The organism is Streptomyces sp. NPDC048172 (assembly GCF_043202595.1).
Taxonomy (GTDB): Bacteria; Actinomycetota; Actinomycetes; order Streptomycetales; family Streptomycetaceae; genus Streptomyces.
The window spans coordinates 1,685,300-1,706,690 of record NZ_JBIDAT010000001.1 but is presented as its reverse complement, the minus strand read 5'-3'; the positions used below and the strand labels follow the sequence as shown (position 1 = coordinate 1,706,690).

Here is a 21,391-nt window from a genome sequence, read left to right as displayed (position 1 = left end):
CGCGCGCCGGGGAGTACGCTCCGCCGCCTCCCGCAGGGGGGCGGGCGCGCAAAGACCGGCCGCGGCAGATGCCCCGGTTGACCTGGCGTGGGGGGCCGAGTCGGGATCCGAGGGGCCGCTGCCGCGACCGGTTGTCCGCGCGCGGGGTGCGGGGCTAGCCCGCGACCGCCGCCTCGCTCTCCGGCAGCTCCACGCGGAGCCGCTCTCTGAGCTGCACGACGTCGGCGACCTCGCCGAAGTCCTGGACGGCGAAGGCGGCGGTGCGCCGCAGCCGGTTGTTGACCCGCTCCGAGCGCAGCCGCTTCGCGACGTCCATGGCCTCGCCCGCGCGCACCGCGCAGTGCTCGGGCTCGCGCTGGAGGAGGTGGACGCTGGCCATGCCGATCAGGTTCAGCGCGTACGACCTCTGGTGGCCGCCGTCCTCGCTCTCGGTGGACTCGCGCCGGAACAGCTCGACGGCGCGCTCCATGACGGGGCGGGCCAGCGAGGCGTAGGTGGGGCTGCGGCCCGAGGAGTAGGCCAGATCGCGGTACGAGTGCGCGTTCTCCGCGCAGAGCTCGGCCTCGGAGAAGAAGCGGATCCAGTCGGGGTCGCCGTCGGAGCGGTCGATCTCCTCGAAGGTCTCCTCGGCCATGCGGACGGCGCGCTTGCACTTCCCTGGCTGCCCCATGTTCGCGTACGCCCTGGCCTCCATCGCGTACAGCATCGCCTGGGTGCGGGGGGTGGAGCCCTCCCGGCTGCCGTACTGCGCGAGGTGGATCAGCTCCAGCGCGTCCTCGGCGCGGCCGAGATGGATCATCTGGCGGCCCATCTTGCTCAGCACGTACGACCCCAGGGGGCGGTCTCCGGCCTCTTTGGAGGCGTGGAGGGCGAGCACGAAGTACTTCTGCGCGGTGGGCTGGAGGCCGATGTCGTAACTCATCCAGCCCGCAAGCTCGGCCAGCTCGGCGGTGACGCGGAAGAGGCGCCGGGCGACGGATTCGGGGTGCTGCTCCTGGAGCAGGTCGGTGACCTCGTGGAGCTGGCCGACGACGGCCTTGCGGCGGAGCCCGCCGCCGCACTGGGCGTCCCACTGGCGGAACATCATCGTCGTCTGCTCCAGCAGCTCCAGCTCGGGCTCGGAGAGCCGGGGCCCGCGCCGCTGGCCGCCCTGCGCGGGGATGCCCGCGGCGGCGCGCAGCGCCTGGGACCCGGGGCCGCCGGCGGAACCGGCGCCCGGCACTCCGCCGCGCCCGCCGCGGCCCTGCGCGGGCACGGGGGGCCCGCCAAGGCCGCCCACGCGCCCCGGGAGACCGTGACCGCCGGACCCGCCGGACCCGCCGGACGCGCTGCCCGTACCGCCCGGGCCGCCCGCCGCACCCGCTCCCGCCGCGTCGGCGCCGCCGGGGCTGGGCACGAGCCAGCGCTGCATGGGCTCGATCAGCGCGGGGCCAGCCGACATCGCGAGCGAGGTCCCGAGGAAGCCGCGCCGCCCGAGCATCAGGTCGCCGCGCGTGAACTCGCTGATCATGGCGACGGTCTGGGGCCCGGCCCACGGCAGATCGACGCCGGAGGCCGCGGGGGACTTCCGCGCGGGCCGCAGCCCGAGGTCCTCGACGGCGACGACGCAGCCGAAGCGCTCGGAGAACAGCTCGGAGAGGATCCGGGGAATCGGCTCGCGGGGCTGCTCCCCGTCGAGCCAGCGGCGCACCCGCGAGGTGTCGGTGCTGATGTGGTGCGCGCCCAGCTGCCGCGCGCGGCGGTTCACCTGCCGGGCCAGCTCACCCTTCGACCAGCCGCTGCGCACGAACCACGATCCCAGCCGCTCGTTCGGGCACTTGTCGGCCTGCCCTCCCTCACCCACTGGCTAACGCCCCCATCCGCCCCTCCGCGACACCATGCCTCCGGCATACCCACGCCGCTGAGCTTCTCCACTGTGTGCACCGAAAGTAATCCTACGATCACCGGTCACGCGAGGGTGATTTCAGAAACGCCACCATTCGCCACCCCTTCGAATGAACCTTTCCGCGCTCGCACGCGATTGACTTGACACCGTGCAAAGCCAGCGCGGCGCGCCCGCCAACGCCCCAGCGTAGCCCGGCTGTCACCGCGCGCAACGCCGTCGTAACCATCACGAGACGGGACCCGTTGGAGGGGGCATGGGCTTCACGATCGGCGCCATCGGCGGTCTCAGCGGATTCAGGGAGATCAGGGATCTCCGGCCCGGTGCGCGCAGGCGCAGTCGTGCCTCCGCGTGCACGGCCGTCGCGGAGTACACGGGCCTGTGGGGCTGGGACGTGGTGCCCGGCGCCAGGGCGGTGCGCTCCGGCGGTGACCGGCCGGAGTGCTCCTGCGGCGCGAGCGCCTGTCCCGCGCCCGGCGCCCATCCGCTGGACGCGACGCTGGAGGTCCCCGCGGGCGCCACGCTCGACGAGGCGGGCGAGGCGTGGGCCGGGGTGCCCGGCGCGGCGCTGCTGCTGCCGACGGGCCGGTCGTTCGACGTGCTGGAGGTCTCCGAGGCGGCGGGCCGGTGCGCGCTCGTGCGGCTGGAGCGGATGGGGCTGCCGCTGGGCCCCGTGGCGCTGGCGCCGCACGGCCGGGTCTGGTTCTTCGTCGCGCCCGGCGCCGCCGCCGAACTCCCCGAGCTGCTCTACCGGATGGGGTGGGACGACGCGGAGCTGGACCTGCGCGGCCTGGGCAAGGGGGGCCATGTCACGGCGCCGCCCTCCGACCTGGGCGGCCTGGGCCCGGTGCGCTGGCTCCGCCCGCCGACCCTGGAGGGCGCGGGCCGCCCGCCCCAGGCCCGGCTGCTGCTCGGCACGCTCGGCTACGTCTGCCACCGTTCGGCGTCACTGGAGGCGTAGCCCCCGCGGCGTCCGTGCGTACGGGGGGCGGACGGCGCACGACGGCGCCGGGTGCCGGGTCCGCGAAGGAACCCGGCACCCGGCGCCGTCCCGTTGTGTGGGGGGTGTGTGCGAGGGGGCTCAGTCGCCGTCGACCAGCGCGTCGACGAACGCCTCGGGCTCGAACGGCGCGAGGTCGTCCGGACCCTCGCCCAGGCCGACGAGCTTGACCGGGACGCCCAGCTCGCGCTGGACCGCGACGACGATGCCGCCCTTGGCGGTGCCGTCGAGCTTGGTCAGCACGATGCCGGTGATGTCCACGACCTCGGCGAAGACCCGCGCCTGCACGAGCCCGTTCTGGCCCGTGGTGGCGTCGAGGACGAGCAGCACCTCGTCCACCGGGCCCTGCTTCTCCACGACGCGCTTGACCTTGCCGAGCTCGTCCATGAGCCCGGTCTTGGTGTGCAGCCGTCCCGCGGTGTCGATGAGCACGACGTCCGCGTTCTCCTCGGTGCCTTCCTTCACCGCGTCGAACGCGACCGAGGCCGGGTCGCCGCCCTCGGGTCCGCGCACCGTACGGGCGCCGACGCGCTTGCCCCAGGTCTCCAGCTGGTCGGCGGCGGCGGCGCGGAAGGTGTCGGCCGCGCCGAGCACCACGGACTTGCCGTCGGCGACGAGGACGCGGGCGAGCTTGCCGGTGGTGGTGGTCTTGCCGGTCCCGTTGACGCCGACGACGAGCACGACGCCGGGGCGGTCGACGGGGCCCTGGGTCTCGGTGTGGACGACGCGGTCCATGTCGGGGCCGACCAGGGTGAGGAGCTCCTCGCGCAGCAGGGTGCGCAGCTCCTCGGGGGTGCGCGTGCCGAGGACCCGGACGCGCTCGCGGAGCCGCTCCACCAGCTCCTGGGTGGGGCCGACGCCGACGTCGGCGGTGAGCAGGGTGTCCTCGATCTCCTCCCAGGTCTCCTCGTCCAGGTGTTCCCTGGACAGGAGGGTGAGCAGACCCTTGCCGAGGGAGTTCTGCGAGCGCGAGAGCCGGGCGCGCAGCCGGACGAGGCGTCCGGCTGCGGGCTCGGGGGTCTCGATCTCCGGCTCGGCCGGGGCCGGGACCTCGGTGACCGGTGCGCCGGCCTCCGCTTCCCTCGTAGGCAGGCCGACGTCCTCCACGGGCCTGCCGGGTGCCTCGGGCTTGCCCTCCGCGTCCTCGCCGACGTGCGGCTCGGCCGGAGGCGCTGTCTTGGTGGCGGTCGACGCGGGCGACGGGGACTCCCCGGCGCGCGGTGCCGCCTTCTTCTTACGGCCGCTGACCACGAGTCCGCTGATCGCGGCCAGCGCGACGACGGCGATGACTACAACAAGGATGACGATTTCCATAGCGGAACCAGTATCCGCCACCGTCAACACTTCCCGGCCATTCCCTCTTCGCGCGCGCTCCGCTACGGTCCCCGCCCTGTGACCGTGATGACAAGCGTGCGCTTCAATCTCGTCCACCCCGGCTCCGGCCCCGCCGCGCCGCCCGAGCCCCTCGGGGACCGCTACCGCGCGGCGCTCGACATGGCCGCCTACGCCGATGACCAGGGCATCACCTCGCTCGTCGTCGAGGAGCACCACGGCTCCCCCGACGGCTGGCTGCCCTCCCCGCTGCCGCTGGCGGGTGCCTTCCTCGGCCGTACGAGACGGATCGCGGTGTCCGCCTGCGCGGTGCTGGCGCCGCTCTACGATCCGCTGCGGCTGGCGGAGGATCTGGCCGTGCTCGATCTCACGAGTGGCGGCCGGCTGGTGACGGTGGCCGGGATCGGCTACCGGCCCGAGGAGTACACGGCGCTCGGTCTGGACTTCGCGCGCCGCGGGGCGCTCCAGGACGAGGCGCTGGAGACGCTGCTGGCGGCGTGGACGGGCGAACCGTTCACGTTCCGGGGGCGCGAGGTGCGGGTGACCCCGCGCCCGTACTCGCGCCCGCATCCGCCGCTCTTCGTCGGCGGCAGCTCGCGTCCGGCCGCGCGCCGTGCCGTACGCCTGGGGCTGCCGCTCTTCCTGCCCGCGCACCTGCCCGGCCTCAGGGCGTACTACGAGGAGCGCTGCGCCGCGGCGGGCGTCGCCCCGGTGTGTCTGATGCCGCCCGCCGAGATGCCCGCCGTGCATGTGACGGAGGATCCGGACCGGGCGTGGGCCGAGTACGGCGAGCACTTCCTGTACGAGGCCCGGCGGTACGCCGCGTGGCAGACGCCGGACGTGCACTCGCTGATGGCGTCGGGCGCGGGCACGGCGGAGGAGCTGCGGCGCGAGGGCGTCTACCGCTTCCTGACGCCCGACGAGTGCCTGGAGCTGGTCGCGAAGGAGCCCGAGGCGCCGCAGCTGCTGCTGCACCCGCTGGTCGGCGGCATGCCGGTCGAGGAGGGCTGGCGCTCCCTCCACCTGTACGCCGAACACGTGATCCCCCGCCTCCCCTGAGGCGGCGGAGGCGGCAGGGAAACGGCGTTGCCCCGCCCCGCGGGACGCGGGACGGGGCAGCGGCCGTACGAGGAGCCGGGCGGCGGGGGTGGGTTAGCCCATCTCCTCCAACGCCTTGCCCTTCGTCTCCGGCACCCACTTGAGGATGAACGGGATCGAGAGCACGGCGAAGACCGTGTAGAGGACGTACGTGACCGACAGGTTCCACTCCGAGAGGCTCGGGAAGCTCGCGGTGATGGCCCAGTTGGCGACCCACTGCGCGGAGGCGGCGATGCCGAGCGCGGCGGCGCGGATCTTGTTCGGGAAGATCTCGCCGAGCAGCACCCAGACGACGACGCCCCAGGAGAGCGCGAAGAAGAGGGTGAAGGTGTGGGCGCCGACGAGGGCGACCGTGCCCTCCAGGTTGGGCAGGGAGACCTTGTCCCCGGAGCCGGTCTTCGCGGAGAACGCCCAGGCGACCAGGCCGAGCGAGAGCGCCATGCCGACGGAGCCGATGAGCGCGAGCGGCTTACGGCCGATCCGGTCGACGAAGATCATGGCGATGACGGTACCGATGATGTTCACGATCGAGGTCGTGAAGGAGTAGAAGAACGAGCCCTCCGGGTTGATGCCGACGGACTGCCACAGCGTCGAGGAGTAGTAGAAGACGACGTTGATGCCGACGAGCTGCTGGAAGACCGAGAGGCCGATGCCGACCCAGACGATGGGCAGGAAGCCGAAGCGGCCGCCGAGCAGGTCCTTGAACGTGGACCGGTGCTCGCTGCGCATCGCGTGCTCGATCTCGCCGACCCGGTGGTCGAGGTCGGTGTGCTCGCCCTCGACGCCCGCGAGCACCGTACGGGCCTCGGCCTCGCGTCCGGCGGAGATCAGGAAGCGGGGCGACTCGGGGATCGCGAAGGAGAGCAGGAAGTAGCCGACGGCGGGGATCACCATGATGCCGAGCATCCACTGCCAGGCCTCCAGCCCGGCGAGGGTGCCGCGCTGGTCGCCGTCGGCGAGGTTGAGGATGCCCCAGTTGACGAGCTGGGAGACGGCGATGCCCAGCACGATCGCGCCCTGCTGGAAGGAGGCGAGCCTGCCGCGGTACGCGGGCGGGGAGACCTCGGCGATGTAGGCGGGCCCGATGACGGACGCCATGCCGATGGCGACGCCGCCCAGCACCCGCCACAGGGCGAGGTCCCAGAGGGCGAAGGGCAGCGCGGAGCCGACGGCGCTGATGGTGAAGAGGACGGCGGCGATCCGCATGACGGGGATGCGGCCCATCCGGTCGGCGACGCGTCCGGCGATGGCGGCGCCGATGGCGCTGCCGATCAGCGCGGCGGCGATGACCTGCGCGAGCAGGGCCGAGCCGATGTCGAACCGGCCGCGGACCGCTTCCACGGCGCCGTTGATCACGGAGCTGTCGTAGCCGAAGAGGAAGCCGCCCATGGCGGCCGCCGCGGTGATGAAGACGACGCGCCCGAGAGGTGGCGTCTCCACGCCGGCTCCGGACGGCGCGGCGTGCGCTGTGCTGGTCAACTCTCGCTCCTGGGGTACCGGCGGCTCTGCCGGGTGTGGGGGTCGGGCCGCTACAGCTTGAAGCTCTGAGCGGCACATCAGAGCGTATGCCTTCAATTATCGAAGTCAATAGTTCAGAGCCCACCACTCTGAGCGCGCGCATCCGCACGTCGAGTTCATCTTGTGAAGAAGTAAAGGGTGGAGCTCGCTTCGCGTGTGCGCGTGTCAGCTCAGCCGCTGGCTGATGACCTTCGAGACCCCGTCGCCCTGCATCGAGACGCCGTAGAGCGCGTCCGCGACCTCCATCGTCCGCTTCTGGTGCGTGATGACGATGAGCTGGGAGCTGTCCTTCAGCTCCTCCATGATCCGGATCAGCCGCTGGAGGTTGGTGTCGTCGAGCGCGGCCTCGACCTCGTCCATCACGTAGAACGGGCTCGGGCGGGCCTTGAAGATCGAGACCAGCAGCGCGACCGCGGTCAGCGAGCGCTCGCCGCCGGAGAGCAGCGAGAGCCGCTTGACCTTCTTGCCGGGCGGCCTGGCCTCGACGTCCACGCCCGTGGCGAGCATGTCGTCCGGGTCGGTGAGCACGAGACGGCCCTCGCCGCCGGGGAAGAGCCGCGAGAAGACGCCCTCGAACTCCCGCGCGGTGTCGTGGTACGCCTCCGTGAACACCTGCTCGACGCGCTCGTCGACCTCCTTCACGACCTGAAGCAGGTCGGCGCGCGTCTTCTTCAGGTCCTCCAGCTGCTCGCTGAGGAACTGGTGCCGCTCCTCCAGCGCCGCGAACTCCTCCAGCGCCAGCGGATTGATCTTCCCCAGCTTCTGGTACGCGCGCTCCGCCGCCCTCAGCCGCTTCTCCTGCTCGGCACGGACGAACGGCACCGGCCTGTTCCGCGGGTCCTCCGGGTCCTCCGGGAGCTCCTCGTCCTCGGCGGGCGGGGACGGCGGTACGAGCTGGTCGGGGCCGTACTCGCCGACCAGCCCCGCGGGCTCGACACCCAGCTCCTCCAGGGCCTTGGTCTCCAGCTGTTCGATGCGCATCCGCTTCTCGGCGCCCAGGACCTCGCCCTTGTGCACCGAGTCGGTGAGCTTGTCCAGCTCGTCCTTCAGCTCCCGGCCCGCGCCGCGCTCGGCGACCAGCGCCTGCTCGCGCTCGGCCTTGGCCCGCTCGGCGCTCTCGCGCTCCTCCTGGGCACGCTCCAGGGACGCCTCGATGTGCGCGAGGAGCTGCCGCGCCCCGGAGGCGACGGCCTCGGCGACCTCGGCCTCGTACCGCATCCGCGCCCGCCGCTGCTCCGCGCGCTGGCGCGCGTCCCGTTCGGCGCGCGCCGCACGGTCGAGTGAATCGGCCCGCCCCGCGAGGGACTTGACCCGCTCCTCGTGCGTACGTACCTGGAGGCGGGCCTCCATCTCCGTCTGCCGCGCGTTGGCGCCGTCGGCCGAGAGCCGGTCCCGCATGGAGGTGTCGGGCTCCACCTCGTCCTCCGCGGACTCCTCGGCCACGGCCAGCCGTTCGGCGAGCTCCTCGGCCTCCTCGGTCGCCCGTGCGAGGGCCTCCTCGGCCTTGGTGACGGCGGCGGCGGAGCGTTCCGCCTCGCCGCGCGCCGCGCGCGCCTGCCCGCCGAGGGTGCCGAGGCGGCCCGCGACCTTCGACTTCTCGCGCTCGGCCGCGCTGCGCCGCTGGGCCAGCTCCTCCATGGCCGCCGCGCACGACTTCCGGTGCTCCTTCGCCCGTTCCTGCGCCGCGGCCAGCGCCTCGCACCGCACCTCCAGCTCGGCGAGCTCGGCGGCGGCCTCGTCCACCGCGGCCTGGGCCTCCAGCAGGCTCGGTGCCCCCGCCGAACCGCCCTGCGCCAGATGGGCGCCGAGGGTGTCGCCCTCGGCCGTGACGGCGGTCAGTCCGGGCCGGGCCCTGATCAGGTCCTCGGCGTCCTGGAGCGTGTCGACCACCACGACGTCCCGCAGCAGGGCGCCGAGCGCGGGCCGCAGCGCCTCGGGCCCGGTCACCAGATCGACGGCCCGGTGCGCGCCGCCCTCGACGGGCGGCCCGGCCGTACGGGACGGGGAGTCGTCCGCCGTTCCGTCCGCCGCGCCCAGCAGCAGCGTCGCGCGCCCCGCGTCGTCCTTGCGGAGCAGCCGGAGGGCCTCGGCGGCCGTCCCGGGGTCGGCGACGGCCACCGCGTCGGCGGCGGCGCCGAGCGCCGCCGCCACGGGAACCTCGTACCCCGGCGTCACGGAGAGGAGTTCGGCCGCCGGGCCGAGGAGCCCGGAGAGACGATCCTTCGCGCCCAGCAGCGCGCCCGTGCCGTCCTTGCGGCGCAGCCCGAGGGCGAGCGCGTCGTGCCGGGCCGAGGTCGCCGCGCGCTCGCGCTCGGCGGACGTCGACTCCTCGCGGGCCGCGCTCAGCGCGGACTCGGCCTCGGCCAGCTCCGCCTTCGCGGCCTCGTGCCGCCGCCCCAGCTCGTCCTCGCCCTCGCCCGCGCCGTCGACCTCGGCCTGGAGCGCCTCGTACTCCCCCTGCGCCTCGGCCGCGCGCTCCAGCGCCTCGTCGCGCGCCGCCGCGAGCCGGTCGATCTCGGACTGCGCGGAGGAGGCGCGGCTGCGTGCCGTGCCGACCTTGCCGCGCAGCCGTTCGAGCCCCTCGCGCCGGTCGGCGAGCGCCCGCGCCTCGTCCCTTATCCGGCGCTCCTCCCCGGCCAGCTGCCGCTCCAGCTCGGAACGGTGCGCGACCGTCTCGTCCAGCGCGGTGGCGGCGGCCTCCAGCGCGGCCTCCAGCTCCGCCTCCTGCTCGCGGATCCGGGCGGCCTCGCGCTCCATGTCCTCCGGTTCGCGCCCGCGCCGTTCCTCGGCGGGGGCCGCCCCGGCGTGCTGGACGCGCTGGTCGGCCAGGCCGATGGTGCCGCGTACGCGCTCGGCGAGCTGGGAGAGCTCGATCCAGGTCTGCTGGGCGCGCTCCAGCCGCGGCGTGAGCGTCCTGACCTGCTGTTCGAGCTCTGCCTCGCGACGCAGGGCCTCCTTCAGCTCGGCCTCGGCGGCCTCCTTGCGCTGCTTGAGCGCGGCCTCGTCGGCGACCTCGGTGTTCAGCGCGTCGCGCAGGGAGACCAGGTCGTCGGCGAGGAGCCGCAGCCGCGCGTCGCGCAGATCGGCCTGGATGACCTGCGCCTTACGGGCGACGGCGGCCTGCCGTCCCAGCGGCTTGAGCTGGCGGCGCAGTTCGTCGGTGAGGTCCTGGACGCGGGCGAGGTTGGCCTGCATCGCGTCGAGCTTCCGCAGCGCCTTCTCCTTGCGCTTGCGGTGCTTGAGGACGCCCGCGGCCTCCTCGATGAAGGCGCGGCGCCCGGTCGGGTCGGCGTGCAGCACCCCGTCGAGCTGGCCCTGTCCGACGATGACGTGCATCTCGCGGCCGATGCCGGAGTCGGAGAGCAGCTCCTGGATGTCGAGGAGGCGGCAGGTGTCCCCGTTGAGCTGGTACTCGCTGCCGCCGTTGCGGAACATGATCCGCGTGATGGTGACTTCCGCGTAGTCGATGGGCAGCGCGCCGTCGGCGTTGTCGATCGTGAGCGAGACCTCGGCACGGCCCAGCGGCGGCCGCCCGGTGGTCCCGGCGAAGATCACGTCTTCCATCTTGCCGCCGCGCAGCGACTTGGCGCCCTGCTCGCCCATGACCCAGGAGAGCGCGTCCACGACATTGGACTTCCCGGAGCCGTTCGGGCCGACGACGCAGGTGATGCCGGGCTCGAAGCGCAGCGTCGTGGCGGAGGCGAAGGATTTGAATCCCCGCAGTGTCAGGCTCTTGAGATGCACGCGTCCGGACTCTACTGAGGATGCCCCGGCGATGTCGCGCCGACTGTCCCGCCGGGCCCGCATTTCCGCGCGCTCCCCGGGCACCCGGGGCTCAGGTCCGGCACGAGGGGGCGCTCAACGTGCCACGTGTGCGCGGGGGTTGCCACGGGCCGTGGGAAGCGGAGGGGTTTCACCCGGAGAAGCGAGGGGCACATCAGACGGTAAGCGAAGCCGGGGTGGCCGGGGAGAAACGACGAAGGGACGCCGAAGCGTCCCTTACAGATTTCTCTTGAGGCCAGCTTCGCGCCACCCGTCCCGTGACGGGGATCAGGTGAGCGCGGGCTCCGCTGTGGGTACGTCGATGCTTTCGAGCAGCGAGTCGTGCCGTGCGGCGGCGGACAGAGCGTCGTTCTCGGCCTGAATCCGGACGATTTCGGATTCGAGGTCCTGGACACGCTGCTGAAGCCGTCGCATCTCGGCGAGAACTCGGGGGTCGGAGCCGCCGACGTAACCGAGAAGCGCCTTTGCCATGATGGATGGTCCTCCACACTGAGTGACCGACCGAAGCGGTGGTGGGTCGAGGGGGAATCGCACCCGCAGTGTCTGCTCTGGACTTTTGCTAAAGGTTCTCTGGATCAAACAGCTCAGGTGCGCGGGGATTCCAGAGTCTCACCAAAAGGTTTGACGGTCAACACGATCACACCCAGCATCCCGGGCTCGCGGGGACTCTACGGCGTCCGGCGCCGGAGTCCGCTGCCCGCAGGGGCTGAGGAAGATCCATCGTGGCTCACTTGTGGCCGCAGCTTTGCACGGCGGATGGCGATTGGCAACCGTTTTGGATCACCGGATCGCGAACCCTCGGTAACCACCGCGCGGGGCGTCCCAGATCTCGGTCACACCCTCGACCCTGCCAGGGGTGTCGTCGCCGCAGAGCCACTCCAGCAGCTGCTCGCAGTGCCCCTTGCGCCCCTCGGCCACCACCTGGACCCTCCCGTCACCGAGATTCAGCGCGAAACCGACGAGCCCGCCGATGCGGAGCGCCGCGGCGCGCGTGAACCAGCGGAACCCGACGCCCTGGACCTCGCCCCGCACCCACGCCGTCAGCCGCGCGGCGTCGTCGGGGCCGCCCCCGCCCGGGGAGGCGTCGGGGGCCGGATCCGGGGTCTCGTCGCTGCGCTGCGTGCTCGGGGTCATGGGGTGCACGCTATCCGGACATTTCTGCGGGCAGCACATCCGCCCCGGCCGTGATGCCGTACATTGCCCGTCAACCCGCCTCACACGTAAGGGTGAAGGCGCGGTGACCGCAGTGACCACCGAGCAATGTGAGGACTGCAGAGATGGGCCGCCACCGACGTACGCCTTCGGCTCCCGCCCCCTCCCCCGTCCACCCCGGCCACGCCGCACACGCGGCCCACGCCGAGCCCGCTCCCACGGAGGTCGGCCCGCGGCACCGGGGGGAGCACCGCAAGCGGGGGGCGGCGCCCGTACGGACGGGTCTGCTCGGCGCCTCGGCGGCGATGGCGATGGGCGCGGTGGCCGTGGCCTCCGGCCTCATACCCGGGCCCGGCGGGCTCGGCGGCCCGCGCGGCGACCGGGTGCAGGCGGACGGGCCCACCGAGGTCGAGTCGCCGGACCTGCCCTCGGCCCCCGCCTCCGAGCGCGCCTCGGACGAGGAGTCGGCGAGCCGCGGCGACCACCGCGACGACGGTCCCACGAGCATCCCCTCCCAGCGCCACGAGCGGCCCGAGCGCTCCCAGAAGCCGGCCGAGCCCTCCGCCACCCCCTCCCGGGGCGGCGGCGAGGCGGAGAAGCCGCGCGAGACCGAACGCCCGTCCACCGGCACCCCCGACCGTACGGAGCGCCCCGGCAGCCCCTCCGGCAAGGAGAGCGGCGGCTCAGGCTCCGGTCCGGGCTCCGGCTCCGGCTCAGGGAGCGGCGGCGGGAACGGCAGCGGCAGCGGGGGCGGCGCGACGGCCTCCACCACGCCGGACCCGGAGACGGCCGCCGAGCGCGAGGTGCTCGCCCTCGTCAACCAGGAGCGCGCCAAGGCGGGCTGCCGCCCCGTCAAGGCCGACCCGGAACTCGCGGACCTCGCCGGGGACTTCAGCGAGGACATGGCACGGCGCGGCTTCTTCGACCACAACACCCCCGACGGCAAGACCCCGTGGGACCGCGCGGAGAGCCGCGGCATCAGCGGCCTGGGCGGCGAGAACATAGCCCGCGGCCAGGCCAACGCGCAGTCCGTCATGGACTCCTGGATGCAGAGCCCCGGCCACAAGGCCAACATCGTCAACTGCGACTACCGCACCCTGGGCGTCGGCGCGCACTTCGCCGAGGGCGGCCCCTGGTGGACCCAGGACTTCGGCTTCTAACGCTGCTGGCGCTGGCGCCGGCGCTCTAGCGGGCGACCGCGGGCCGGGGCGCGCGCTGGCAGCGCGGGCAGAAGTAGCTGGAGCGGTTCATCCACGCCCGGCGGCGCATCGGGGTGCCGCACCGGCGGCAGGGCTCGTCCTCGCGCCCGTAGGCGTCGAGGGAGCGCTCGAAGTAGCCGGACTCGCCGTTGACGTTCACGTAGAGGCTGTCGAAGCTGGTGCCGCCCGCCGCGAGGGCCGCGTTCATCACGTCCCGCACATGGGAGACCAGTTCGGCGGTCTGCTTGCGGGTGAGGGTGGCGGTGGGCCGCTCGTAGTGCAGCCGGGAGCGCCACAGGGCCTCGTCCGCGTAGATGTTCCCGACGCCGCTGATCAGCGACTGGTCGAGGAGCGCCCGCTTCACGGTCGTACGGCGGCAGCGCAGGGCCGCGTGGAACGCCGCCTCGTCGAACGCGGGGTCGAGCGGGTCGGGGGCGATGTGCGCGATGACGTCCGGCAGGCCGTCGGCGTCGTCCTCGCCGGGGTGCAGCGAGAGTCCGCCGAAGGTGCGCTGGTCGACGAAGCGCAGTTCGCCGCCCTCCGTGTCCTCGAAGGCGATCCGGATCCGCAGATGCTTCTCGTCGGGGGTGCCCGGGGGCTGGATGAGGAGCTGGCCGCTCATCCCGAGGTGCGCGAGGACGGAGAAGCCGTCGTCGCCGAAGGGCAGCCAGAGGTACTTGCCGCGCCGCCGTGCCGGGCCGATGCGCCGGCCGGCCAGCCGCGCCGCGAAGTCCGCGGGACCCGCGGTGTGCCGCCGGACGGCCCGCGGGTGCAGCACCTCGGCCGCCGCGACGGTCCGCCCGCTGGCCCACCGCTCCAGGCCCCGCCGTACGACCTCGACCTCGGGCAGCTCGGGCATGGGGCTCCTCCGGAGGGGCGGTACGGGCGGGGGGGGGAGAGCGTGCGGACAGGCGTGCCCGCCCGGGGCGTACCCGGGCGGGCGGTGCGCGTTCCGTCAGCGCGGGGCGGGCGACTCCGTCGAGGGCTCGCCCCCGGAGCCGGAGCCGGAGCCGGAGGCGGCGTCCTTGTCCGCCGTCTCGCTCCGGGCGGAGATCTCGCGCCAGGCGGCCTCCGCCGCCTGCTGCTCGGCCTCCTTCTTGCTGCGACCTGTGCCGGTGCCGTACGCGACACCACCGACGCGGGCAGCAGCCGTGAAGGTCTTCTCGTGGTCCGGGCCGGTCTCCGTGACCAGGTACTCCGGGACGCCCAGGGACTCCGCCGCGGTCAGCTCCTGGAGACTGGTCTTCCAGTCGAGGCCCGCGCCGAGGTTGGAGGAGCGCTCGATGAGCGGGTCGAAGAGGCGGTGCACCAGCTCGGAGGCCGCGCCGAGGCCCTGGTCGAGGTAGACCGCGCCGATGACGGCCTCCAGCGTGTCCGCGAGGATCGACGCCTTGTCGCGTCCGCCGGTGCCCTCCTCGCCCCTGCCGAGGCGGATGAAGGCCCCCAGGTCGAGGCCGCGCGCGACGCCCGCGAGCGCCCGGGAGTTGACCACCGCGGCGCGCAGCTTCGCGAGCTGGCCCTCGGGGAGGTCCGGGTGCATCCGGTAGAGCGTGTCCGTGACGACGAGGCCGAGGACGGAGTCGCCGAGGAATTCGAGTCGTTCGTTGGTGGGCAGCCCGCCGTTCTCGTACGCGTACGAGCGGTGCGTCAGCGCACGCACCAGAAGGGCGGACTCAAGGTGATACCCGAGCCGCCCTTCCAGGAGCGTGTGGGACGAGGCCGCATCCACCAGGTCCGGATTCTCGCTGCCGCGCTTGCGCGAGGGAGTCTCCGGAGTGCTGGCGTCTGACATGAAGCCTGTCACCCGCCGATCAGACCTCGAGGACCTGACGCTTGTTGTAGGTGCCACAGCTCGGGCACGCGATGTGCTGCTGCTTCGGCTCGCGGCAGCGCTCGCACGTCACCAGGGTCGGGACCGCAGCCTTCCACTGCGACCGGCGGTGGCGCGTGTTGCTGCGCGACATCTTCCGCTTCGGAACAGCCACGGCTACTTCTCCTGTGAGTCGTCCCCGCCGGAGCGGGGCTTGTCCTTCTCGCCGTCCTCGATGGTCTCGGCGAGTCCCTGCAGTGCCGCCCAACGGATGTCGACGGCGTCTTCGTGCCCATGGTCGGGGTCGTCCGCCAGCCGTGCCCCGCACTCGGGGCACAGGCCGGGGCAGTCCTCCCGGCACACCGGCTGCAGCGGCAGTGCGAGCACCACCGCGTCCCGCAGCACGGGTTCGAGGTCGAACAGGTCGCCCTCTAGGAAGAGCGTGTCCTCCTCCTCGGCGTCGTCGCCGGTCTCCGCCTTGGGGCGGCTCCGGTCGTCGGCGTCGGGGTAGGAGAACATCTCCTGGAAGTCCGCCTCGGCTACCTGCCGCAGCGGCTCCAGACACTTTACGCACTCCCCCTCCAGCGGCGCACGGGCGGTGCCTGTGACAAGCACCCCTTCCATGACCGATTCGAGGCGGAGGTCCAGCTCGATCGTCGCCCCGTCCGGAACCCCGATGAACTCGATGCCGAGATTCCCTGGGGACTCCACCTCGCGGGAGAGCCGCTTCATCGCGCCAGGACGCCGCCCCAGCTCACGCGTGTCGAACACGAGAGGGGCGCGGTGGTCGAGGGGGGCGTTCAGAGCTTCCTGCTTTCTACGGGTGGGGCTTGGTCACGGACGTACTCGCGACCGAAGAGACAGAATACTGGACGCACCCGCCATGGCCCAATCCGGGCCATGGCGCCTCAGTGACCCTGGTCGTGGCGGCGTTCGAACTCCCGGACCTGATCGAGGTCGATCATGCTCGTGTCGAACAGGCTCGTCTCGTCCAGCTGCGGCGCCTGCGGGGCCTGCGGGGCGGGCTGCTGGTGCGGGTACTGCTGCTGGTGCTGCTGGCCGTAGTACGGCTGCTGCTGCGGCTGCTGCTGGTAGTACGCCGCGTCCGGCTGCTGTCCGTAGTAGCCGTCGTGCTGCGAGTAGCTGTACGGATCGGCCGCCGCCGCGGGCTGCTGCGCGTAGTACGGGTCGGCCATGGGCTGCTGCTGCGGGGGCGGCGGCGGGGCCTGGGGCTGCGGGGGCGCGACGGGGGCGGCGTGCGGCTGAGGCTGCTGGGGCGGCTGCGCCTGCTGGTGCTGAGGCTGGTACTGCGGCTGCTGCTGCGGTTGGGGCTGGGCCTGCTGCTGGGGCTGCGGCTGGGCCGTGCCCGGGTCGGCCAGGTCCGCGAGGAAGTCCGCGTCGCTGGTGTGGCCCGCGTAGGGGTCCGTGCCGTCCTGGGCCGCCATGTGGGCCGCCAGCTCGTCCGAGGGCTCGTGGCCGCGCAGCTTCAGGCGGCCCCGGCCGACGGCCTCCAGCGTCTTGGCGAGCACCGCCGAGACGGAGCCGAGCCGGGCGTCGACGTACGCGTCCGCGCGCTGCTGGAGCTCGCGGGGGTCGGCCGTGCGCTCGGGGGCGTCCTGCGCGTACTCCTCGTGCCAGTGCTCCGCGCCCGGGCCGCTGCCCAGCAGCTTCTCGCGGCCGCGGTCGACCGAGCCGATGGTCTTGCTGAGCACGACCTCGAAGTTGGCGAGCTTGCTGTCGACGTAGTCGTCGGCCTGCTCGCGGATCTCGGCGGCCTCCTGGCGGGCCTCGGCGAGGATGCGGTCGGCCTCGTCCTGCGCCCGGCGCGCCACCTCGGTGCCGGAGACCAGGGAGCCGCGCTCCGCCTGGGCCGAGTCGATGATGCGCTGGGCCTCCTGGCGGGCCTCGGCCACGACCTGGTCGCGGTCGCCGAGGACCTCGCGGGCCTGGGCGAGCGAGCCGGGCAGGGCGCCGCGCACCTCGTCGAGCATGGCGAGCAGTTCGGCCCTGTTCACCACGCAGGAGGCGGACATGGGCATCGAGCGCGCACCGTCGACCGTCGCCACGATCTCGTCGAGTTTCTGCTGTACGTCCACGGGGGTGACTGTACGGCCCGGGGGCGCGGGCCCGTGAGCGGAACCCGGAAGGAGGGCGCCCGCGGGCTACTCCGGCTTCGTCAGCCGTCCGGCCAGCGCGGTGTGCACGGCCTCGGGGACGAGGTGGGAGACGTCGCCGCCCCAGGTGGCGACCTCCTTGACGAGGCTGGAGGAGAGGAAGCTGTAGGTCGGGTTGGTCGGGACGAAGAGGGTCTCGACGCCGGAGAGCCCGTTGTTCATCTGGGCCATCTGCAGCTCGTAGTCGAAGTCGCTGACCGCGCGCAGCCCCTTGACGATGGCGGGGATCTCGCGCTCCTTGCAGAAGTCGACGAGAAGGCCGTGGAAGGCCTCGACCTGGACGTTGCCGAAGCTCTCGGTGACCTCGTGGATGAGGTCGATGCGCTCCTCGACGGTGAAGAGCCCGCGCTTCGACTTGTTGATCATGACGGCGACGTAGACGACGTCGTACAGCTTGGAGGCGCGGGCGATGATGTCGAGGTGTCCGTTCGTGATCGGATCGAAGGACCCGGGACAGACTGCACGTCGCACTGGCGTTTCCTCGCTCTCCAGAGGCGTCACGATCGTCATGACGGTTGGGGATCTTCTCGTTCGGCGGCGCGACCGTACCAAAGCGTTCCCTCGCCGTAGCGACGGGACCTCAGCCCCTCGAAACCCTCCGGCCAGCGGAAATCGCCGCCCCTGGTCCTGCGCTCAACGGTGGCGAGCGCGTCATCGGTGAGCCAGCCCCGCGCGCGGAGTGTGAGCAGGATCTCCCGGAGATCGTCGTCCAGGACGGCATAGGGCGGGTCGAGGAACACCAGACCGTACGGCTCGGCGGGCGGTTCGCCCGCGACGATCTGCTCGGCCCTGCCCGCGCGGACCTCGGCGCCGGGGAGGCCGAGGGCGCGGACGTTCTCCTTGAGCGTGCGGACGGCGCGCGGCTCGGCGTCGGCGAGCAGGACGTGCGCGGCGCCGCGCGAGAGGGCCTCCAGGCCGACCGAGCCCGAGCCCGCGTACAGGTCCATCACCCGCAGCCCCTGCCAGCCGTGGGCGCCGCCGAGCTGGGACTCCCAGCTGGAGAAGAGCCCCTCGCGGGCGCGGTCGGAGGTGGGGCGGGTGCCGTTGCCCGGCGGGACGGCGAGGCGTCGCCCGCCTGCGGCTCCGGCGATCACGCGGGTCATGGGGTGGGGTCCTCCGGTACAGGTGTGACGACAAGGGGTGTTGGCGTCCGATTTCCGCGAGCGCCGGGCTCTTCCGGGTGCCCATACTCACGTCCTGTCCCACGGACGTCCGTCCAGGAATCGAGGATCCCATGACCCCTGTGCCGCCGCTCAACGACCGCTGCCGCGCGCTGCGCGCCCTGCACGAGGAGGGCACGCTCGTGCTGCCGAACGTCTGGGACGCGGCGAGCGCCGCGCTCGTCGCCGCGTCCGGCGCGCGGGCCGTCGCCACGACCAGCGGCGGCGTCGCCTGGTCGCTGGGCCGCGCCGACGGGCAGGCGCTGACCCGCGAGGAGGCGGCGGCGGCCGTCGCGCGTATCGCCGCCGCCGTGGACGTGCCGGTGACGGCCGACGTCGAGGGCGGGTATGGGCCCGCGCCGGAGGACGTGGCCGCGACGGTCGCGGCGGTGGCGGGCGCGGGCGCGGCCGGGATCAACCTGGAGGACTCCCGGGCGCCGGGCGGCCCGCTGTTCACCCCCGCCGAGCAGGCGGAACGGCTGCGCGCCGCGCGTACGGCCGCGGTGGAGGCGGGGGTTCCGGACCTGGTGGTCAACGCCCGTACGGACGTCGTGCTCTTCGGGATCGGGGAGCCGGAGAGCCGCCTCGACGCCGTACGGGAGCGGGCCGCGGCCTATGCGGAGGCGGGCGCCGACTGCCTGTTCGTCCCCGGGCTGCTGGACCTGGAGGCGCTCTCCGCGCTCGCCGCGGAGGGGCCGCTTCCGGTGAACGCGATGGCGGTGCCGGGCGGTCCGGACGTCGCCGCGCTGCGCGCCGCGGGCGTACGCCGGGTGTCGACGGGGACGGCGCTCGCGCAGGCGGCGTACGGCACGGTACGGCGCGCGGCGGCGGAGGTGCTGGACAAGGGGACGTACGGGGAGTGCGAAGGGGGCCTGGAGTACGGCGAGTTGAACGGGCTCTTCGCCACGGGCCCCGCCGGCCCCGCGGACTGAGGCGCCGGGGCCGCGCGCCGCTCAGCCCTTGTCGAGGTACTCCTCGCGCTCCTCGTCCAGCAGCGCGTCCAGCGCGGTGCGCAGCTCGGGGTGGCCGGTCAGCTCGGGGTCGGCGGCGACCAGCGCCGTGGCCTCGTCGCGGGCCTCGGCGATCACGTCCTCGTCCTCGATGACGGCGAGCATCCGCAGCGAGGAGCGCACTCCGGACTGGGCCTGGCCCAGGACATCGCCCTCGCGGCGCTGCTCCAGGTCGATCCGGGACAGCTCGAACCCGTCGAGCGTCCCGGCCACGGCCTCCAGGCGGGAGCGCGCGGGGCTCGCCTCCGGCATCTCGGTGACCAGCAGGCAGAGCCCGGCGGCCGAGCCGCGGCCGACGCGGCCGCGGAGCTGGTGGAGCTGGGAGACGCCGAAGCGGTCGGCGTCCATGATCACCATGCCGGTCGCGTTCGGCACGTTCACCCCGACCTCGATGACCGTCGTGGCCACGAGGACGTCCACGTCACCGGCGGCGAAGGCGCGCATCACCTCGTCCTTGGCCTCGGGCTGCATCCGCCCGTGCAGGGGCTCGACGCGCAGCCCGGACAGGGGCCCGGAGGTGAGCTGCCCGGCGATGTCCAGCACGGCGAGCGGGGGGCGCTTCTCCTCCTCGTCCTCCGGGGACTCCGGGGAGTCCGCCGACTCCCCGGAACTCCCGGACTTCTTGGCGCTCGCGGGCCCCTCCTCGTCCCCGATGCGCGGACACACGACGTACGCCTGGTGGCCGCCCTCGGCCTCCTCGCGCAGCCGCTCCCACGTGCGCGCGAGGAAGTGCGGCTTGTCCTTGGCGGGGACGACGTGGGTGGAGATCGGGGAGCGCCCGGCCGGGAGCTGGTCGAGGACGGAGGTCTCCAGGTCCCCGAAGACGGTCATGGCGACCGTGCGCGGAATCGGCGTCGCGGTCATGACCAGCAGGTGCGGGGGCTGCTTGCCCTTGGAGCGGAGCGCGTCGCGCTGCTCGACGCCGAAGCGGTGCTGCTCGTCCACGACGACCAGGCCCAGGTCGTGGAACTGGACCTTGTCCTCGATCAGCGCGTGCGTCCCGATGACGATCCCGGCCTCGCCCGTCACCAGGTCGAGCAGGGCCTGGCGGCGGGCGGCGGCGCCCATGGAGCCGGTGAGCAGCACGACCTTGGTGCCCTGCTCGGCGCCGCCGAGCATGCCGCCCTCGGCGAGCTCGCCCATCATCTCGGTGATGGAACGGTGGTGCTGCTGGGCCAGCACCTCGGTGGGCGCCAGCATCGCGGCCTGCCCGCCCGCGTCGACGGTGGCGAGCATGGCCCGCAGCGCGACCATGGTCTTGCCGCTGCCCACCTCGCCCTGGAGGAGGCGGTGCATGGGGTGTTCGGTGGCGAGGTCGGCGAAGATCTCCTGGCTGACCTGGCGCTGGCCCTCGGTGAGGGTGAACGGCAGCTTCGCGTCGAACGCATCGAGCAGCCCGCCCTCGACGGGCTTGCGGGGCGCGGCGGGCAGCGCGGACTCCGCGGCGCGGCGGCGGGCCAGCGCGACCTGGAGGACGAACGCCTCGTCCCACTTGAGCCGCTGGCGGGCGTCCTCGATGTCCGCCTTGGTGCGCGGCTTGTGGACCTTGAGGAGGGCCTCGGGGAGGGTGATCAGCCCTCTCTCCGTGCGGACCGGCTCGGGCAGCGGGTCGATCAGGCCGCGCCAGCCGGTGGCCTCCAGGGTGCTCAGCACCATCTGCACGGCCTGGGCGATCTTCCAGGACTGGAGCTTCGCGCAGGCCGGATAGAGCGGCAGGAGCTGGAAGCGGGCCAGGTCCTCGCTGTCGGTGTCCTCGTCCAGCAGCATGTAGTCGGGGTGGGCGAGCTGGAGCTTGCGGTTGAAGACGCCGACCTTGCCCGCGAACATGCCGCGCCTGCCCGGCAGCAGCTTCTGCTGCGCGCCCCAGACGGCCTTGCCGAAGAAGACGAGCTGGAGCCTGCCGCTGCCGTCGGTGAGGGTGACCTCCAGGCGCTGGCCCCTGCCGTGGTTGAACTTGTGCACGCGGGCGTCGGCGACCTGCGCGACGACCGTGACGTGCTCCTCCAGCGGGAGTTCGGACAGCTTGGTCATCTCGCCCCGCTCGGCATACCGCCGCGGATAGTGGTGCAGCAGATCGCCGACGGTGCGCAGGCCGAGCTGGTCGGCCATGACCTTCGCTGTGGTGCCACCGAGGAGCTTCTTCAGCGGCTCCTGGAGGGGTTCGGGGTGGGTTTCGGCATGAGCGGACACAGGGCCATCCTGCCGGACGCGTGTGACAACGGGTGTGACAACGGCCGTGACACCGGAGGTCCGGCGGCGGTTCCCCGGCACGC

18 protein-coding genes are annotated in these 21,391 nt (G+C 73.2%); 4 read left to right on the top strand and 14 right to left on the bottom strand.

The window, feature by feature from the left end:
• Positions 1-154: 154 nt before the first annotated feature.
• Positions 155-1,843 (bottom strand): hypothetical protein, encoded by a 1,689-nt coding sequence (locus ACGF3A_RS07875; protein ID WP_393726827.1) that lies wholly within the window; start codon positions 1,841-1,843, stop codon positions 155-157.
• Between the two features lie 295 nt (positions 1,844-2,138).
• On the opposite strand from ACGF3A_RS07875, the gene ACGF3A_RS07870 reads away from it, so the two are divergent.
• Entirely contained in the window at positions 2,139-2,843 is a 705-nt protein-coding gene (locus ACGF3A_RS07870) for a bifunctional DNA primase/polymerase (protein ID WP_393726825.1), read from the top strand.
• Between the two features lie 120 nt (positions 2,844-2,963).
• Here the strand turns inward: ACGF3A_RS07870 and ftsY are convergent, their stop codons facing one another.
• Positions 2,964-4,196: a signal recognition particle-docking protein FtsY gene (gene ftsY, locus ACGF3A_RS07865; protein ID WP_393726823.1), complete on the bottom strand. Its 1,233-nt coding sequence runs from the start codon at positions 4,194-4,196 to the stop codon at positions 2,964-2,966.
• Between the two features lie 87 nt (positions 4,197-4,283).
• On the opposite strand from ftsY, the gene ACGF3A_RS07860 reads away from it, so the two are divergent.
• Positions 4,284-5,273 carry an LLM class flavin-dependent oxidoreductase gene (locus tag ACGF3A_RS07860; protein WP_393727220.1) on the top strand — a complete coding sequence of 330 codons (990 nt, stop codon included), beginning with the start codon at positions 4,284-4,286 and terminating at the stop codon, positions 5,271-5,273.
• A 93-nt stretch (positions 5,274-5,366) separates the two neighbouring features.
• Here ACGF3A_RS07860 and ACGF3A_RS07855 read toward each other — a convergent pair whose 3' ends face one another.
• The 4 genes from ACGF3A_RS07855 to ACGF3A_RS07840 all read right to left on the bottom strand — a co-directional run bounded on the left by ACGF3A_RS07855 (position 5,367) and on the right by ACGF3A_RS07840 (position 11,657).
• Positions 5,367-6,791 carry a sugar porter family MFS transporter gene (locus tag ACGF3A_RS07855; RefSeq protein WP_393726821.1) on the bottom strand — a complete coding sequence of 475 codons (1,425 nt, stop codon included), beginning with the start codon at positions 6,789-6,791 and terminating at the stop codon, positions 5,367-5,369.
• 204 nt (positions 6,792-6,995) lie between these two features.
• Positions 6,996-10,574 (bottom strand): chromosome segregation protein SMC, encoded by a 3,579-nt coding sequence (gene smc / locus ACGF3A_RS07850; protein ID WP_393726819.1) that lies wholly within the window; start codon positions 10,572-10,574, stop codon positions 6,996-6,998.
• 306 nt (positions 10,575-10,880) lie between these two features.
• The gene (locus ACGF3A_RS07845; protein WP_393726817.1) at positions 10,881-11,084 is read right to left on the bottom strand and encodes a hypothetical protein; all 204 of its coding nucleotides are present in this window, start codon (positions 11,082-11,084) and stop codon (positions 10,881-10,883) included.
• 309 nt (positions 11,085-11,393) lie between these two features.
• Positions 11,394-11,657 (bottom strand): acylphosphatase, encoded by a 264-nt coding sequence (locus ACGF3A_RS07840; protein WP_393727218.1) that lies wholly within the window; start codon positions 11,655-11,657, stop codon positions 11,394-11,396.
• Between the two features lie 233 nt (positions 11,658-11,890).
• On the opposite strand from ACGF3A_RS07840, the gene ACGF3A_RS07835 reads away from it, so the two are divergent.
• Positions 11,891-12,925: a CAP domain-containing protein gene (locus tag ACGF3A_RS07835; protein WP_393726815.1), complete on the top strand. Its 1,035-nt coding sequence runs from the start codon at positions 11,891-11,893 to the stop codon at positions 12,923-12,925.
• A gap of 25 nt (positions 12,926-12,950) precedes the next feature.
• On the opposite strand, the gene mutM is transcribed toward ACGF3A_RS07835, so the two are convergent.
• The 7 genes from mutM to rsmD form a co-directional block, all read right to left on the bottom strand.
• Positions 12,951-13,823 (bottom strand): bifunctional DNA-formamidopyrimidine glycosylase/DNA-(apurinic or apyrimidinic site) lyase, encoded by an 873-nt coding sequence (gene mutM, locus ACGF3A_RS07830; protein ID WP_393726813.1) that lies wholly within the window; start codon positions 13,821-13,823, stop codon positions 12,951-12,953.
• Positions 13,824-13,919: 96 nt separating this feature from the next.
• Positions 13,920-14,756 (bottom strand): ribonuclease III, encoded by an 837-nt coding sequence (gene rnc / locus ACGF3A_RS07825; RefSeq protein ID WP_393726811.1) that lies wholly within the window; start codon positions 14,754-14,756, stop codon positions 13,920-13,922.
• A gap of 19 nt (positions 14,757-14,775) precedes the next feature.
• Positions 14,776-14,949 carry a 50S ribosomal protein L32 gene (gene rpmF, locus ACGF3A_RS07820; RefSeq protein ID WP_274044114.1) on the bottom strand — a complete coding sequence of 58 codons (174 nt, stop codon included), beginning with the start codon at positions 14,947-14,949 and terminating at the stop codon, positions 14,776-14,778.
• A 2-nt stretch (positions 14,950-14,951) separates the two neighbouring features.
• The gene (locus ACGF3A_RS07815; RefSeq protein ID WP_393726808.1) at positions 14,952-15,545 is read right to left on the bottom strand and encodes a YceD family protein; all 594 of its coding nucleotides are present in this window, start codon (positions 15,543-15,545) and stop codon (positions 14,952-14,954) included.
• 137 nt (positions 15,546-15,682) lie between these two features.
• Positions 15,683-16,870, bottom strand: a complete 1,188-nt coding sequence (locus tag ACGF3A_RS07810; protein WP_393726806.1) for a cell division initiation protein — start codon at positions 16,868-16,870, stop codon at positions 15,683-15,685.
• Positions 16,871-16,936: 66 nt separating this feature from the next.
• The gene (gene coaD, locus ACGF3A_RS07805) at positions 16,937-17,419 is read right to left on the bottom strand and encodes a pantetheine-phosphate adenylyltransferase (RefSeq protein ID WP_393726804.1); all 483 of its coding nucleotides are present in this window, start codon (positions 17,417-17,419) and stop codon (positions 16,937-16,939) included.
• A gap of 35 nt (positions 17,420-17,454) precedes the next feature.
• Positions 17,455-18,051 carry a 16S rRNA (guanine(966)-N(2))-methyltransferase RsmD gene (gene rsmD / locus ACGF3A_RS07800; protein ID WP_393726802.1) on the bottom strand — a complete coding sequence of 199 codons (597 nt, stop codon included), beginning with the start codon at positions 18,049-18,051 and terminating at the stop codon, positions 17,455-17,457.
• Positions 18,052-18,182: 131 nt separating this feature from the next.
• On the opposite strand from rsmD, the gene ACGF3A_RS07795 reads away from it, so the two are divergent.
• A complete protein-coding gene (locus ACGF3A_RS07795; RefSeq protein WP_393726800.1) occupies positions 18,183-19,040 on the top strand; it encodes an isocitrate lyase/phosphoenolpyruvate mutase family protein in 858 nt (285 codons plus the stop codon).
• A gap of 21 nt (positions 19,041-19,061) precedes the next feature.
• Here ACGF3A_RS07795 and recG read toward each other — a convergent pair whose 3' ends face one another.
• Positions 19,062-21,308: an ATP-dependent DNA helicase RecG gene (recG, locus tag ACGF3A_RS07790; protein WP_393726798.1), complete on the bottom strand. Its 2,247-nt coding sequence runs from the start codon at positions 21,306-21,308 to the stop codon at positions 19,062-19,064.
• Between the last annotated feature and the right edge of the window lie 83 nt (positions 21,309-21,391).

Coding starts and splice junctions, on each gene's coding strand:
- ACGF3A_RS07870 (WP_393726825.1), top strand. CDS start 2,139: ATGGGCTTCACGATCGGCGCCATCGGCGGTCTCAGCGGATTCAGGGAG.
- ftsY (WP_393726823.1), bottom strand. CDS start 4,196: ATGGAAATCGTCATCCTTGTTGTAGTCATCGCCGTCGTCGCGCTGGCC.
- ACGF3A_RS07860 (WP_393727220.1), top strand. CDS start 4,284: ATGACAAGCGTGCGCTTCAATCTCGTCCACCCCGGCTCCGGCCCCGCC.
- ACGF3A_RS07845 (WP_393726817.1), bottom strand. CDS start 11,084: ATGGCAAAGGCGCTTCTCGGTTACGTCGGCGGCTCCGACCCCCGAGTT.
- ACGF3A_RS07835 (WP_393726815.1), top strand. CDS start 11,891: ATGGGCCGCCACCGACGTACGCCTTCGGCTCCCGCCCCCTCCCCCGTC.
- mutM (WP_393726813.1), bottom strand. CDS start 13,823: ATGCCCGAGCTGCCCGAGGTCGAGGTCGTACGGCGGGGCCTGGAGCGG.
- rnc (WP_393726811.1), bottom strand. CDS start 14,756: ATGTCAGACGCCAGCACTCCGGAGACTCCCTCGCGCAAGCGCGGCAGC.
- rsmD (WP_393726802.1), bottom strand. CDS start 18,051: ATGACCCGCGTGATCGCCGGAGCCGCAGGCGGGCGACGCCTCGCCGTC.
- ACGF3A_RS07795 (WP_393726800.1), top strand. CDS start 18,183: ATGACCCCTGTGCCGCCGCTCAACGACCGCTGCCGCGCGCTGCGCGCC.